Origin of the sequence: Campylobacter sp. 110 (assembly GCF_002383965.1) — a bacterium.
GTDB lineage: Bacteria > Campylobacterota > Campylobacteria > Campylobacterales > Campylobacteraceae > Campylobacter_D > Campylobacter_D coli.
Genome location: NZ_NXBD01000060.1, coordinates 72,104 through 86,985, shown reverse-complemented (window position 1 = coordinate 86,985; position 14,882 = coordinate 72,104). Strand labels below are relative to the sequence as shown.

General features: G+C 29.1%; 13 protein-coding genes and 1 pseudogene. 12 read left to right on the top strand and 2 right to left on the bottom strand.

Features of this window, described 5'->3' with window-relative positions:
* The first annotated feature begins 5 nt into the window (after window positions 1-5).
* The 12 genes and pseudogenes from BGS43_RS09655 (at window position 6) to BGS43_RS09600 (ending at window position 13,985) form a co-directional block, all read left to right on the top strand.
* Window positions 6-1,895 carry a DUF2972 domain-containing protein gene (locus tag BGS43_RS09655; protein WP_096569601.1) on the top strand — a complete coding sequence of 630 codons (1,890 nt, stop codon included), beginning with the start codon at window positions 6-8 and terminating at the stop codon, window positions 1,893-1,895.
* Between the two features lie 74 nt (window positions 1,896-1,969).
* A pseudogene (locus BGS43_RS09650) lies at window positions 1,970-2,744 on the top strand (class I SAM-dependent methyltransferase).
* 52 nt (window positions 2,745-2,796) lie between these two features.
* Window positions 2,797-3,558, top strand: a complete 762-nt coding sequence (locus BGS43_RS09645) for a class I SAM-dependent methyltransferase (protein WP_096569598.1) — start codon at window positions 2,797-2,799, stop codon at window positions 3,556-3,558.
* A gap of 14 nt (window positions 3,559-3,572) precedes the next feature.
* Window positions 3,573-5,912 carry a PEP-utilizing enzyme gene (locus BGS43_RS09640; protein ID WP_002903886.1) on the top strand — a complete coding sequence of 780 codons (2,340 nt, stop codon included), beginning with the start codon at window positions 3,573-3,575 and terminating at the stop codon, window positions 5,910-5,912.
* Window positions 5,903-6,505 (top strand): gamma-glutamyl-CDP-amidate hydrolase, encoded by a 603-nt coding sequence (locus BGS43_RS09635; RefSeq protein WP_002860377.1) that lies wholly within the window; start codon window positions 5,903-5,905, stop codon window positions 6,503-6,505. The genes BGS43_RS09640 and BGS43_RS09635 overlap by 10 nt, the downstream gene beginning before the upstream one ends.
* 1 nt (window position 6,506) lies before the next feature.
* Window positions 6,507-7,268 (top strand): CTP:phosphoglutamine cytidylyltransferase, encoded by a 762-nt coding sequence (locus BGS43_RS09630; RefSeq protein WP_002875234.1) that lies wholly within the window; start codon window positions 6,507-6,509, stop codon window positions 7,266-7,268.
* Complete coding sequence (locus BGS43_RS09625) at window positions 7,258-7,770, top strand: cytidine diphosphoramidate kinase (RefSeq protein ID WP_002818256.1); 513 nt, start codon at window positions 7,258-7,260, stop codon at window positions 7,768-7,770. The genes BGS43_RS09630 and BGS43_RS09625 overlap by 11 nt, the downstream gene beginning before the upstream one ends.
* A complete protein-coding gene (locus tag BGS43_RS09620) occupies window positions 7,767-9,836 on the top strand; it encodes a capsular polysaccharide biosynthesis protein (protein WP_096569594.1) in 2,070 nt (689 codons plus the stop codon). Before BGS43_RS09625 ends, BGS43_RS09620 begins: the two co-directional genes overlap by 4 nt.
* Window positions 9,833-11,017: a capsule polysaccharide modification protein KpsS gene (gene kpsS, locus BGS43_RS09615; protein WP_002890768.1), complete on the top strand. Its 1,185-nt coding sequence runs from the start codon at window positions 9,833-9,835 to the stop codon at window positions 11,015-11,017. The genes BGS43_RS09620 and kpsS overlap by 4 nt, the downstream gene beginning before the upstream one ends.
* Before the next feature lie 72 nt (window positions 11,018-11,089).
* Window positions 11,090-12,211 (top strand): hypothetical protein, encoded by a 1,122-nt coding sequence (locus BGS43_RS09610; protein ID WP_002890766.1) that lies wholly within the window; start codon window positions 11,090-11,092, stop codon window positions 12,209-12,211.
* On the top strand, window positions 12,208-13,569 hold the full coding sequence (locus BGS43_RS09605) for a cytochrome P450 (protein WP_002860383.1): 1,362 nt from the start codon (window positions 12,208-12,210) through the stop codon (window positions 13,567-13,569). The genes BGS43_RS09610 and BGS43_RS09605 overlap by 4 nt, the downstream gene beginning before the upstream one ends.
* Window positions 13,566-13,985, top strand: coding sequence for a hypothetical protein (locus BGS43_RS09600; RefSeq protein WP_002780440.1), 420 nt, complete (start codon window positions 13,566-13,568; stop codon window positions 13,983-13,985). The genes BGS43_RS09605 and BGS43_RS09600 overlap by 4 nt, the downstream gene beginning before the upstream one ends.
* Here BGS43_RS09600 and acpS read toward each other — a convergent pair whose 3' ends face one another.
* On the bottom strand, window positions 13,986-14,333 hold the full coding sequence (acpS, locus tag BGS43_RS09595) for a holo-ACP synthase (RefSeq protein ID WP_087707231.1): 348 nt from the start codon (window positions 14,331-14,333) through the stop codon (window positions 13,986-13,988). It abuts the gene before it with no gap.
* A complete protein-coding gene (gene fliL / locus BGS43_RS09590; protein ID WP_002868488.1) occupies window positions 14,334-14,870 on the bottom strand; it encodes a flagellar basal body-associated protein FliL in 537 nt (178 codons plus the stop codon).
* Between the last annotated feature and the right edge of the window lie 12 nt (window positions 14,871-14,882).

Below are 14,882 nucleotides of genomic sequence, written 5' to 3'. Positions count from 1 at the left end.
ACCCTATGCATAAATCAAACTCAGCTATAGAAAGAATAAAAAATCATTTAGCTTATAAATTAGGCAAAGTTATGATTGACTTTAGTCATCAAAGAAATAATTATAAATATGGGGGGGGGTATATAGCATTATTTAAAAAACTCTATAAAATCAAAAAACAACACAAAAAAGAACAAAAAATTTATCAACAAACCATACAAGTTTTTCCTCAACTCAAATATCCAAATTTAGAAACATGCAGCGATTATGAGCAGGCTTTAAAATATAAATTTCATTTATCTTATATGCTTGGTGAAGTTCTTATACAAACTTTTCAAAATTTACATAAAGGAAGCATGTTTAAACTAGCTAAAAATATTAAAAAAGCCAATAAAGAATTTAAAATATTTAAAGAAATTTTTAATAATTTTGCGAAATTAAGTCCAAATATCATTAAAATAATCTCTAAAAATAAGCAAGCCTTTTTAAAAGAACTTCCAAGAATACAAAATATATTAAAAATTCATCAAGATTATCAACCTATACTTGATAATATTTTCCATAATTTTAATTATTTTATACAAAATTTTAATCTTATAGAAGAATGGCTATTATCAAATGATTTTAATGAAAAATATAAAAAAGAAAACCATCCTTATCCTTCATTACTTGATCCTAAAAAACTAAATGATGAAAAAGAAAAAATAAACTATAAAAACATACCAGCTGAACTTGCTTGGGAAATGAATCTACCTTTACCTGATAATTATGAATTTGTGTATCCATTATTTGGGTTATCTGGAGGTGGTGCTTTATCTTCTTTTTTTCAAAAATGTGGTTTAAATATGCATTATGATTTTCATAGAAGTTTTTTAAAAAGTTATTATTTAAATTATAATTTATTTAAAGAAAGACACCGAAATAATATTTTATATTATACAGAATGGGGTTTAAATACATTATATAGGGAAAAATTTTTATCACTTTTTTTAAAAAAAGTGATAATTCTTTTTTTGGTAAGAGATCCGATATCGCGGCTTAAAACAGCTGTGAATCATCATACCAATAATCCAGATAAAGATGTTCGATTATTTAATTTAAGTTCAGATTTCAATAAAATTTTAAATTGTAAAAAATATGGTACCAGTATAGTTGGAAAATTTGCTAATGCTCCGATGATTGAATATCTAAATTTTTGGTTTTTTACAGATAGATGGTTTCTATATAATTCTTTGTTATCCTCAATTAGGAATTTCGAAGTTTTTTATATTGACATGGAAGAAATAAAACCAGCAAAAGCATTTGATACAATGTGTGATTTAGCTAACAAATTTGGTTTTAAGAAACCAACGGATAAAAAATTTTTTGAAGGAGTTATGAATGGAGATTTTTTAGGGATATTGCCATTTACTTTATATATACATTCTAAGGATATAGATAATGTTTATTCTTTAATGAAATCTTACGAAAATTTATCTTCATTAAAAGATAATGATGGGATCCATCTTCAAATCACATCTACAAATTTGATTGAATTTTATAAACAATCTAAAGAATATATTAACTTTACTAAAGAATTTTTTGATAAACCTTTGAAATATGAAAATTTGGGAATATTTTTAAAACCACAAGAATTTGAGCGTTTAAAGCAAGATTCTAAGCTATTTGATGTTACTAAAAGATATTTGAATAATTTTATTGAAGCTTTAGAAGAGAGAATAGACCTAGAAAAAGCTAAATTATTTAAAGAAAAAGACGTGTTAAACTATTTAAAAGAAAATAAAGAATTAAGAGTTAAGTTAAAAAACATATTAGATAAAGAACTTGTTCATATTAAACAACATCGTCCAGATATAGTAGCTTCTTGGAAATACTATCAAGAATTTGAAAAAATGTGCAAGGAGTTGGATGGGTGATATTCAGGAGAAAGATTTTGTAAATTAATAAAAAAAAGATATAATTATGTTTTAATTTGGAGAAAGGAATCAATATGAAACAAGGGGATTTTACAGAGGTTGCAAAGCATTATCATAATAGGCCTGCTTATAGTCCATTTTTACTTGAAAAACTTGTAGCTTGTATCAATGATAAAAATAAAAATTTTAAAGATTTAAATATTGTTGAAGTAGGAGCTGGAACTGGAAAACTTACTAAGATGCTGGGAGAAATGTTTGGATGCCAAATTAGTGCTGTGGAACCAAACGATAATATGCGTGAAGAAGGGCAAAAATTTACACAAAATTTATCAAATATTTCTTGGCACAAAGGAAGTGGTGAAGAAACCTGCATGAGCAATAATCAAGCTGATTGGGTCATCATGGCTAGTTCTTTCCATTGGACAGATCCTAAAAAATCTCTCCCAGAATTTAATCGTATATTGACAGGGGGGGGGGTATTTCACTGCGATTTGGAATCCTCGCCACATTGTAGAGGGTTCGGTTTTTGATGAAATTGAAAAGGAGATTAAACATATTGTTCCAGATCTTGCTCGTGTAAGCAGTGGCACTCAAAATGTTAAAAAATGGGAAGAAATTCTTGTTTCAACAGGAGATTTCACAGACTGCTTTTTTATGGAGTGTGACTATAAAGAGTTTTGGGATAAAGAGCGTTATCTTGGAGCTTGGCATTCTGTAAATGATATACAAGCACAAGCAGGTGAAAAAAGATGGAAGGAAATTTTAGAGATGATAGAAGCTAAAATTTCTCATATGCAAAGTATAGAGATTCCTTATAAAATAAGAGCATGGACAGCTAGAAAAGCATAAAATACCTCCTTTTTTTCATCAAGCTTGTCAAAGATGAAAAAAAGGAAATAAAATGCAAAAACTAGTAGAACAAGTGTGGGATTATACCAAGCATGCTAAATTTTATAGCTATAGACCAAATTATGCTCCAAAAACTATAGATATGCTTATTAGCTTAGTTGGAAAAAAAGATATTAAAGTCGCTGATATCGGTGCAGGAACTGGAAATTTAAGCATTATGCTTTTAGAAAGAGGATGTAGGGTAGTATCTGTAGAACCCAATGATGCGATGCGTGAGATCGGGATAGAAAGAACCAAGGATCAAAAGATTGACTGGGTTAGAGCAACAGGCTTAAACTCAACACTCCAAAATAGTGAATTTGATTGGGTGACTTTTGGTAGTAGTTTTAATGTAATGGATAGAAATGAAGCCTTAGAGGAAGCGCATCGCTTATTAAAATCAGAGGGATATTTTTCTTGTATGTGGAATCACAGGGATTTAAACGATCCTGTGCAAAAAATAGCTGAAGATACTATTATAGAATTTGTACCAAATTATACAAGGGGAACAAGAAGAGAAGATCAAAGACCAATTATAGAGAGTCGAAAGGATCTTTTTGATAATATTGTTTATATTGAAGAGGATTTTTATTTTCATCAAAGCATTGAAAATTATATTAATGCATGGAAGAGTGTTAAAAATCCTTACTGGGATTTGGAGACTGATGAAGGAAGTGAACTTTTTAATAAAATTAGTAATAAAATTTCACAAAGACTTCCTAAGGAATTTAGCATAAAATATACCACTCGTTGTTGGAGTGCTAAAAAAATATAAAACTAAGGAAAAACATGGCGGAGTTAAAATTTAAAACCAAAGCACAAAATTTAAAAAATTTACAAACAAAATTAAAAAAAGCAAAAGTTCTACCTTTGGTTTTAACTTCGCTTGAAGAATTAATATCAAATGAAGATAAAGTTTTACAGGACATTCAAACCTTAAAGGCTAATAGACTCATTATAAGAAGTTCTTCTTTAAGTGAAGATAGCATGAAAAACTCCAATGCAGGTGCTTTTCTTTCTTTGGCAAATATTAAAGCTGATTCTAAAGATGAGTTATTAAAAGCTTTATATGAAGTTGCCAATTCTATGCCATCAAAAAGTGATGAAATTTTAGTTCAACCTATGCTTGAAAACATTACTCTTTGTGGAGTTGGTTTTAGCGTTGATAAAGATAATTTTTCCCCTTATTTTTGTCTTCAATATGATGAAAATGGTTCAAATAGCTCTATTACAGATGGAAGCAGTAAGAGTGCAAAAACTTACTATCATTACAGAAATTATTTAGAATTTAAAGATATTAGACTTCAAAAAATTATAGAACTTATAAAAGAATTAGAAGTTTTATATGATTGTCATTTTTTAGATGTTGAATTTGCATTTGCTATTCAAGATGATAAGGAAGAACTTTTTTGCTTACAAGTGCGTCCTTTGGTTATGCATGAAAAAAATAATTTATTTCATTCTTTACCAAAAGAAGCTTTATATAGATTTTATAAACGTTTTGAGTCTTTAAAAGAATCAAGATCTAGAGTTTTGGGAGATAAAGCCATTTTTGGGGTAATGCCTGATTGGAATCCAGCTGAAATCATAGGGTTAAGACCTAAGCGTTTAGCTTTTAGTTTATATAAAGAAATCATTACGGATAATATCTGGGCGTATCAAAGAGATAATTATGGTTATAGAGATCTAAGATCCCATCCTTTAATCCATTCTTTTTTAGGCATTCCTTATGTGGATGTAAGATTATCTTTTAATTCTTTTATACCAAAAAAAATAGATGAAAATATCGCACAAAAACTTGTCAATTTTTACTTAGATAAGCTTAATAAAAATCATGAATTGCACGATAAGATTGAATTTAATATTGTTTATTCTTGTTATGACTTTAATAGTTCTAAAAAATTAGAAGAACTTTTAAATCATGGTTTTAATGAAAATGAAATCAAAAGATTAGAATTTTCATTATTAGAACTTACAAATAAGATTATTAATCCTAGATCAGGGTTTTATTTAAAAGACATACAAAAAGCTTATAAGCTAAAAGAAAGATATGATGGCATTATTAATTCTAATTTTTCTTTAATTGATAAAATTTATTGGCTTATTGAAGAATGCAAGCGTTATGGAACCTTGCCTTTTGCGGGGGTGGCTAGGGCTGCATTTGTAGCAATGCAACTTTTAAATTCTTTAGTTGAGATTGATTTTATAACCAAAGAGGAAAAAGATGATTTTTTAAATTCACTCAATACAGTGAGCAAAAATTTAAGCAAACAAACAAACCATCTTAATTTTCACAACAAAGATCAATTTTTGAAAGATTTTGGACATTTAAGAGCAGGAACTTATAATATTTTATCTCCAAGATATGATGAAGATTTTGAACTTTATTTTGATGTGGATCAAAAAGATAGTAAAGTTTATTTACAAGATAAAGTTTTTGTTTTTTCAAAAGAAAAGACAAAAGCTTTAAATGCTTTACTTAGAGAGCATGGATTAGAGATTAATGCTTGTGAATTTTTTGATTTTTTAAAACAGGCTATCGAGGGTAGAGAGCTCGTTAAATTTGAATTCACTAGATTGCTTTCTAAAGCTATAGTTTATATAGAAGAATTAGGCAAATATTATGGCATTGAAAAAGAAGATTTGGCTCATCTTGATATAAAAAGCATTTTAAATCTTTATTCTAGTCTTTATTCTATAAATCCAAAAGAGCAGTTTGTAGAAGAAATTAATCGCAATAAAAAAGAATATGAACTTACACAAGCTATAAAACTTCCTTCTTTGCTTTGCAATGCCGATGAAATTTTTTCTTTTTATAATCATAGCATTATTCCAAATTTCATTACACAAAAGAGTATTACTGCATTTACGGCAAAGGAAAATGATAAAGATTTAGAAGGAAAGATTGTTTTAATTTATGCGGCAGATCCCGGATATGATTATTTATTTACAAAAAATATAGCAGGACTTATTACATGTTATGGGGGTGCTAATTCGCATATGGCCATTCGTGCCTCAGAACTTGGAATGCCTGCTGTTATAGGAGTTGGAGAAGAAAATTTTGAAAAATATTTAAAAGCTAAAAAAATAAATATAGAATGTGAAAGTGAGCAAATATTTTGTTTATAGGTATTACTCAAAGGCTTATTTGCAACGATAGTTATCATGAAGAAAGAGAATGTTTGGCTTTGGATTGGGGAAAATTATTTAATAAAGATTTATTTAAAAATTTTACTCCTCTTCCTCTTAGCTATGAAATAGATTTTTCTTATTATAAACATCTAATAAAAGCTGTGATATTAAGTGGTGGCAATGATTTAAGTTTTTATAGTCCTAATGTTTTATCCAAAAAGAGAGATTTATATGAAAAGCAAGTTATAGAAATTTGTTTAGAAGAAAAAATACCACTTTTAGGAATTTGCAGAGGGGCTCAGATGATAGCTCATTATTTTAACAGCCATATGAGTCCTTGTGAAAATCATATAGGCAAACATGAAGTATTTTTCTCAAAAGAAAAATTTATAAGCAATTCTTTTCATAATTTTGCTATTGAAAAATTAGGCGAAGATCTTGTAGAACTTTGCTTAGCAGAAGATAATACCATAGAAGCTTTTAAGCATAAGTATGAAAATATTTTTGGTATAATGTGGCATATTGAAAGAGAAAATGGGCTTAATAATATTCAAATTTTAAGAGAGTGGTTTAGTTTAATCAAGGAATAATATGAATGCAATTATCTTAGCAGCAGGTTTTGGATCAAGGCTGATGCCTTTAACCAAAGATCAACCAAAGTGTATGGTTGAGTATAAGAATAAAAAAATCATAGATTATGAAATCGAAGCTTTAAAATCAGCAGGTATAAATGAAATAGCTGTTGTGGGTGGATATTTAAACGAAGTGCTAAAAAATTATCTTAATAAATATGATATCGAGCATTTTTTTATTAATTCAAAATATGATAAAACCAATATGGTTCATACTTTTTTTTGCGCTAAAGATTTTATATTAAAATGCATCGAAGAAAAACAAGATTTGATTATTTCTTATGCGGATATTGTTTATTTTCAAGATTGCGTGCAAAAGCTTATAAATGCTAAAGAAGAACTTGCTATAGTAGTTGATAAGTCTTGGCGTAAGCTTTGGAGCAAACGCTTTGCAAATCCTTTAGAAGATGCTGAAACATTAAAGATGACAAATGGTTATATTATAGAACTTGGAAAAAAAGCTAATGCCTATGATGAGATAGAAGCTCAATATATAGGACTTTTTAAATTTTCTTATCAATTTCTTTCCGAAGTTATTGCTTTTTATGGAATGCTTGATCGAGATATTTTATATGATAATAAAAATTTTGAAAATATGTACATGACAAGTTTTTTGCAAGCTTTAATTGAAAAATACAACAACGCAAAAGCAGTGGAAATTGATGGCAATTGGTGTGAAATTGATTTTATGAGTGATTTAGAGGTGCAAATTGATAAATAGTCCTTATATTATTTGGCTTACTGGTTTAGCTGGAAGTGGAAAAACAACTATAGGTCAAGCTTTGTATGAGAAATTAAAACTAAAATATAAAAACCTTATTTATCTCGATGGAGATGAGTTAAGAGAAATATTAGGACATTATGCATACGATAGACAAGGTCGCATAGATATGGCTTTGAAAAGAGCTAAATTTGCAAAATTTTTAAACGATCAAGGTATGATGGTTATTGTCACTACGATTTCAATGTTTAATGAGATTTATGATTACAATAGAAAGCAATTAAAAAATTATTATGAAATTTATATAGAATGCGATATGCATGAATTAATACAAAGAGATCAAAAAGGGCTTTATACTAAGGCTTTAAATAAAGAAATTGATAATGTAGTTGGTGTTGATATAGAATTTGATAAACCAGAGGCCGATTTAGTGATCAATAATTCTTGTCGAAATAATTTAGAAGAAAAAGTTGAACTTATAATAAAGAAATTGGCATTGTGAAGCATTACTCAATATCAAAAAAACTTATTGCTAATGTTAGAAATTTTTACACCATTTCTTTGTATAAGAAAAATTCAAAAATAAATAAAGATGATCTTTTCCTTGGCTGGGGACGCAAAAAATCAGGTTTAAAAGCTATAAATTTAGCTAAAAAATATAAGGCTAAATTCATACTTTTAGAAGATGGATTTATCCGCTCATTAAACTTAGGGGTTGAAAATAGCCCAAGTTTTTCTATGGTTAAAGATGATATAGGCATTTATTATGATGCAACAGCACCTTCAAAGCTTGAAAATCTTTTAAATACTTATGAATTTAAAGATGAAGAAATCAAGCAAGCTAAAAAAGCTATAGAGCTTATCAAAAAATATAAAATTAGCAAGTATAATAACAATCTTGATATTCCAGATGATTATTTTCAAAAAGATGAAAAAAGGGTTTTAATCATCACCCAAACGGCCAATGATGCCTCACTTGAATTTGGGCTTGCTAAAGGTTTTAAAACCGTCGATATGATAAAAGATGCCATAAAAGAAAATCCTAAATCTAAAATTTATATAAAAATCCATCCTGATGTTTTAAGCGGTAAAAAACAAAGTGATTTAGATATAAATTCCTTACCTAAAGAATGTATTTTAATCACTGAAAATTTTAATCCCATAGCCTTGCTTGAGTTTTTTGATAAGGTTTATACCAAAACTTCTGGTATGGGTTTTGAAGCTTTGATGCAAGAATGTGAATGTATTTGTTATGGTATGCCTTTTTATGCAGGTTGGGGTCTAACAAAAGATAAATTAGAGTGTAAAAGAAGGATGCAAAAAAGAAGTTTAGAAGAAGTTTTCTATGTTGCTTATATACTTTATGCTGAGTATTTTAATCCTTATTTAAATCAAAAAAGTAATATTTTTGATACTATTCAAACTTTAGCAAAATATAAAGATATAGAAAAGGCAAATTCTAATAGACTTTTTTTCTTTGGATTTTCAAAATGGAAAAGGAAATTTGTAAAACCTTTTTTTATAGCTAAAAACAATGAAATCATATTTCTAGATTTCTTAGATTGTTTAAAGAATATACAATTAAAAGAAAATGATAAATTTTTCATTTGGGGTAAAAGGATAGATTATAACGCTCTTAAAACTACTCTTATAAAAAAAGCGCAAGATGAGAATTTGCTCCATTTTACTCCCAAAATTTCTTTAGTTGAAGATGGATTTATTCGCTCAATCTCTTTAGGTTCTGATCTTACGCGCCCTTTTTCTTTAATTGTTGATGATAAAGGACTTTACATAGATCCAAATAAAGCAAGTAAATTAGAAGAGCTTTTGCAAAACGAAATTTTTGATGAAAATATGCTAAATAGGGCAAAAAATATTATAAAAATCTTACTTGAGAACCGCTTTTCAAAATATAATGGCTTAAAGCATGAAGACTTAAAAATCAATGCCAAAACAGGGCAAAAAATTATTTTAATCCCTGCTCAAGTTGAAGATGATGCTTCGATGATTTTAGGGGGTTTTGGCTTATCTACTCTTGATTTGCTTAAGGAGGTGCGTTCTAAAAATCAAGATGCTTATATCATCTTTAAGCCTCATCCTGATGTGTTAAGTGGCAACCGTGTAGGTTTAAAAGATGAAACACTCATCTTGGAATTTTGTGATGAGATTGTAAAAGATTGCAGTATTGATAGCGCTATAAAAATTGCTGATGAAATTCACACTATTACTTCTACAAGTGGTTTTGATGCTCTTTTAAGAGCTAAAAAAGTTTTTACTTATGGTATGCCTTTTTATGCGGGCTGGGGTTTAACAAAAGATAAATATAGATGCGAAAGAAGAACAAGAAAACTAAGCCTAGAAGAGCTTGTAGCAGGTGCTTTGATAGCATATCCAAGATATATAAATCCTAAAACAAAAACTTTATGTGAAATTGAAGTTTGTTTAGATATAATGCTAAATTTACAAAAAGCTTATTTTTCAAAAAAATATATAAAATTGGCAATAGATTTTAAAACTTTTATGCTTAGAAAAATAAGAAGATTTTATGAATTTTTAGCAAAGAAATGAGATTTAGCACTAAAATTAAAAAAGAATTTAGCGGTAAAAATGTTTTACTCTTGCAAGGGCCTGTGGGAAATTTTTTTCATCATCTTGCAATAAAAATGAAAAAAAAACAAACCAAAGTTTTTAAACTCAATTTTAACGGTGGAGATTTTTTTTTCTATCCTAGTGGAACGAGGTGTAAGTGCGATGAAAAAGATCTTGAAAATTTCTATAGAGATTTTTTTCAAAGCAAAAAAATCGATGCTATTTTAATGTATAATGATTGTCGCATTATACATACTAAGGCTATTAAAGTGGCTAAAGAATTAGGAATTGAAATATGGATTTTTGAAGAAGGATATTTAAGGCCTTATTGTATTACTTTGGAAAAAGATGGGGTGAATGCAAATTCTTCTTTACCGCGTGATAAAAATTTTTATCTTTCTCAAAATATTTTTACCAAAGAAAGCATAAAAGAAATTCCAGGTGGATTTAAATTTATGGCTTTTGATGCTTTTTTGTATTGGTTGTTTGCTTTTATTTTGGCTCCATTTTTTAACAACAAACTTCATCATCGCACTTTATATCCTTTTGAATTTTTATTTTGGTTTAGATCATTGTATAGAAAGTATCTTTATAAGATTACAGAAAAAAAACTAAATGAAAAGATTTATAATTTAGAAAAAAAGTACTTTTTGGCGATTTTACAAGTTTATAGCGATACGCAAATTAAATATCATTACAAAAAAAGCATAGAGCACTTTATAGAGGAAACCATACTTTCTTTTGCAAACCATGCAAGAGCTAAATCTTATCTAGTTTTTAAACACCATCCCATGGATAGGGGCTATAAGAATTATTCTAAACTCATAAATGATTTAAGTCAAAAATATCATGTAGAAGGAAGGGTTTTATATGTTCATGATACCCACTTGCCAGTTCTTTTAAGAAAGGCTTTGGGTTGTATTACTATAAATTCAACAGTAGGCCTTAGTGCTATTTTAGAAGGCTGTCCGACTAAGGTTTGTGGCAATGCTTTTTATGATTTTGAAGGCTTATCTTATCCAAAAAAACTTCAATTTTTTTGGCGTGAAGCTCATGCTTATAAACCCAATCCTGTTTTGGTATGTAATTTTAAAAAATATCTTTTACAAACTAATCAATTCAACGGCAATTTTTATAAAAATTTCTTTTTAGACAAATAAGACTAAAAAGCTTTGATTAAGAGAGCTTTTAAAGCAAAGTTGTTATAATTAAAAGCAAAAAGAAATTATTGTATGGATAGGGAAGTATTTTATATAGCAGGATATGATCCTAAAAGTTATAGATTTTATTATGATTTATTTAAAAAAAACCTAAAAGATTATTCTCATGCTTTTAACATTAAAGTTGATTTAAGTAAAATTGAAAAAAATGAGCAATTTCCTTTTTTTCAAATTTCTTGCGAAGGAGTACAAACTACATATCATTTTTTAACATGGAATGATATTGTTAAGAAAAATTGGTCAGAAAATTATAAAGATGCTTTGGCAGATTGTTATAGTTTTTTTAGAATTTATACTATCACAGGGCTTTTTATCAAATTTGGCAAAGAGTCGATTTATCAACTTATCACAGGTTATTATCCTTTTTTTTATGTGTTATTTTCTTTACTATTTTCTTTGGTTGTGGCTTTTGGAAGTTTTGCTTTTTTGCAAAATTATATGCATTTTTCTTTAGCTATCATCATAGGATGTTTTTTAGGATTTTTACTAAATCATTTTTTATTTAAATTAGGTAAGAAATTAGCTGTATTTTGGATAGCAAGAATTTGTGCTTTTTGTGCTACTTGGCAAGATAAAAAAACAGGCACTATGCAAGAAAGAATCAAGCTTTTTGCGAATACCATAGTAGATAAGCTAAAACAAAATGAAAATAAACAAGATTATGAACTTGTTTTAGTAGCACATAGTGTTGGAACTATAGTTTGTATAGAAGTTTTGGAGTGTATTTTAAGACAAAATTTAGATTTATCTTTACTTCATAAGTTAAAAATTCTTACTCTAGGAGAATGCATTCCTTTAGTGAGTTATCAAAAAAAAGCGGATGAATTTAGAAAGAAGCTTGAATTTGTTTCAAGGTTTGATTTAAAATGGTATGATTATACATCGATTATTGATGGAGCATGTTTTCCTCAAGTGGATTTTTTCCGCACGAGTGGCGTAAATGCTAAATTTACACCCCCATTTTTAAGTGCTAAATTTCACACTTTATATGAAAAACATGAGTATAAAAAAATAAAAAGAGATAAAAACAAAGCGCACTTTTTATATCTTTATAGTATTAGTGTTAAAGGTGATTATGATTTTTTTTCTTTCATCATAATGCCTAAATTTTTAGAAGAAAAGGTAAAAATATGAGTGAATGCCCCTTTTTTCCAAAACCTTATAAAAATAAAGCTTCTACGCTTTTAACTTTTTTGTTAAAGCGTAGATCTTGGCTTGACGGGCTTTATGAGCGTAGTTATAAAATGCAAACAGGCTATGTGAAGATGCCAAATTTTGATCTTTATGTCATAAATGACACTAAAGAAGTTAAAAGAATGATGGTTGATGAGGTTAGAGAATTTCCTAAAAGTGCATTTTTACATGAGCTTTTAAGTCCGCTTTTAGGGGAGAGTATTTTTACTACAAATGGTGAAGTTTGGAAAAAACAAAGAGAGCTTTTGCGTCCAAGTTTTGAAATGACTCGTATCAATAAAGTGTTTAATCTTATGAGTGAAGCTGTGGCAGATATGATGGATCGTTTTAGCAAGTATCCAAATCATGCTGTTATCGAAGTAGATGAAGCTATGACTTTTATTACCGCTGATGTGATTTTTCGCACCATTATGTCTTCAAAACTCGATGAGGAAAAAGGTAAAAAAATCTTAAACGCATTTGTGACTTTTCAAGAGCAAAGCGTGCATACAGCCATGCGTCGTATGTTTCGTTTTCCAAAATGGCTTTCTTATGTGTTAGGAGATTGTAAGCGTGCTAAGGCCGGAGATGTGATCAGACAGGTTTTAAGTGATATCATAAAACCAAGATATGATATGGCAGATAATGCAGAATTTGAAGATATTTTAGGATCTTTGCTTTTAGTAGTGGATGCTGATACAAATAAGCGTTTTTCTTTTGAGGAAATTTTAGATCAAGTGGCTATGCTTTTTTTAGCAGGACATGAAACCACAGCAAGTTCTTTGACATGGACGCTTTATTTACTCAGTCTTTATCCTAAGGAGCAAGAAAAAGCTTACGAGGAGATTACTCAGGTTTTACAGGGTGGAGTCATTGAAATTTCGCATTTAAGACAGTTTAAATACTTAACAAATATTTTTAAAGAATCTTTAAGACTTTATCCTCCTGTTGGGTTTTTTGCAAGAGAGGCAAAAAAAGATACTCAAGTTAGAGATAAGCTTATTAAAAAAGGTTCTGGGGTGGTGATTGCTCCTTGGCTGATACACAGACATAAAGAATTTTGGACAAATCCGCATGGATTTAATCCTTCTCGTTTTGAAGGAGAGTACAAAAAAGATGCTTATTTGCCTTTTGGGGTAGGGGAAAGAATTTGTATAGGACAAGGTTTTGCTATGCAAGAAGCGATTTTGATTTTGGCTAATATTTTAAAAACTTACAAACTAGAACTTGAAGAAGGTTTTGTACCTGATGTAGTAGGGCGTTTAACAGTGCGTTCGGCTAATGGTATGAGGATAAAATTTAGCAAAAGAAAGCTATGAAAAGAGTTAGAACTAAAATTCGCGCCAATTTTCGTCGTCGTGTAAAACGCACCTTAAAAGGAAGCTTAAAAGAAAAATTAGCAGGGACTATTCTGCTTTGTGCAATAGTACCTTTAGCAGTTTTAGGATATCTTTTTATCGTGATTATAGGAATTTTTTTTAATACCGCACGAGCAAGACAGGGTGTTAGAGCCTTAGATCATTTCGTAAATGCAAGCTTGTTTAATGGCTATGCTTGGGAGAGCGTTTCTTCTCATGCGTGGCGTGAAAGAAATCGCAAAAAATGGGCAAGGATTGTTATAAAAATCACAGATTTTTTTCAAAAAGATCATTGCAAAAGAGCAAACAAAAGAGAACAACCTGTGGTGGATTTCATACTTTCAAGAAATTTAGACAAGCAAACTATAGGAAAATAATCAAACTATAGCCACTATGGCTATAGCAAAACCATTATCATGAGAAATACTTAGGGAAGTTTGAGTGATATTAAAATCTTTTGTAATTTTTTGAGAATATTTTAATTTAGGTGCGTTTTTTTCATCTTTTGATATTTCAATATCAAAAAAACTGCATAATTCACAAATTCCAATACCCAAAGCCTTGCTAGCGGCTTCTTTAGCAGCCCAAAGACCTGCTAGAGTTGCTGGATTTTTAATGAGTATTTGTTCTTTTGGGCTTAAAAATTTATCCAAAAAATTTTTGCCATGTCTAGAATGAATTTTTTCTATCCTAGAAATGGCGATGATATCACAGCCTACGCGCATTTAAGAAACTACAAAATCCGTAAAATAAACATTTTTAATAAAGCCATCGGTTAAAATTTCATTGATTTTTCCAACTAGCTCATCTTTTAAACGTTCTTTGCCTTTTTGTGTACTTACTTCTTCAAAGGTTTTAGCTGTTAATGTACGAATAATAATATCACGAATCACTGGGACTTTTTTATCAAGTTCAGGTTTTAAAAGTTCGCTATTTTGTTCTAGTTCTATAGTGCATTTTACATATCTTGAGCCGCTATCGCTAAGTAAATTTAGGGTAAAAGGATCAAGTGGATACATAGGACCTATATTAGCAAAATCACTACCTCGCTGAGTAGGAGCTGAAACTTTAGGTTTATCAGTTTTTGCCTCTTCTTTTGGGGCTTCTTTGACTTCACTTTCATCACTTGAACTGCTTGAAATAAGCCAAGCAATTACTCCCATAATACTAAGAAGTAAAACAAAAAGTAAAATAACAATAATAATTACAAGTGAACCGCCTTTTTTCTTTTTCGTTTCTTCGTTTTCTAATTCTTCATCCATAAATTTTCCTTC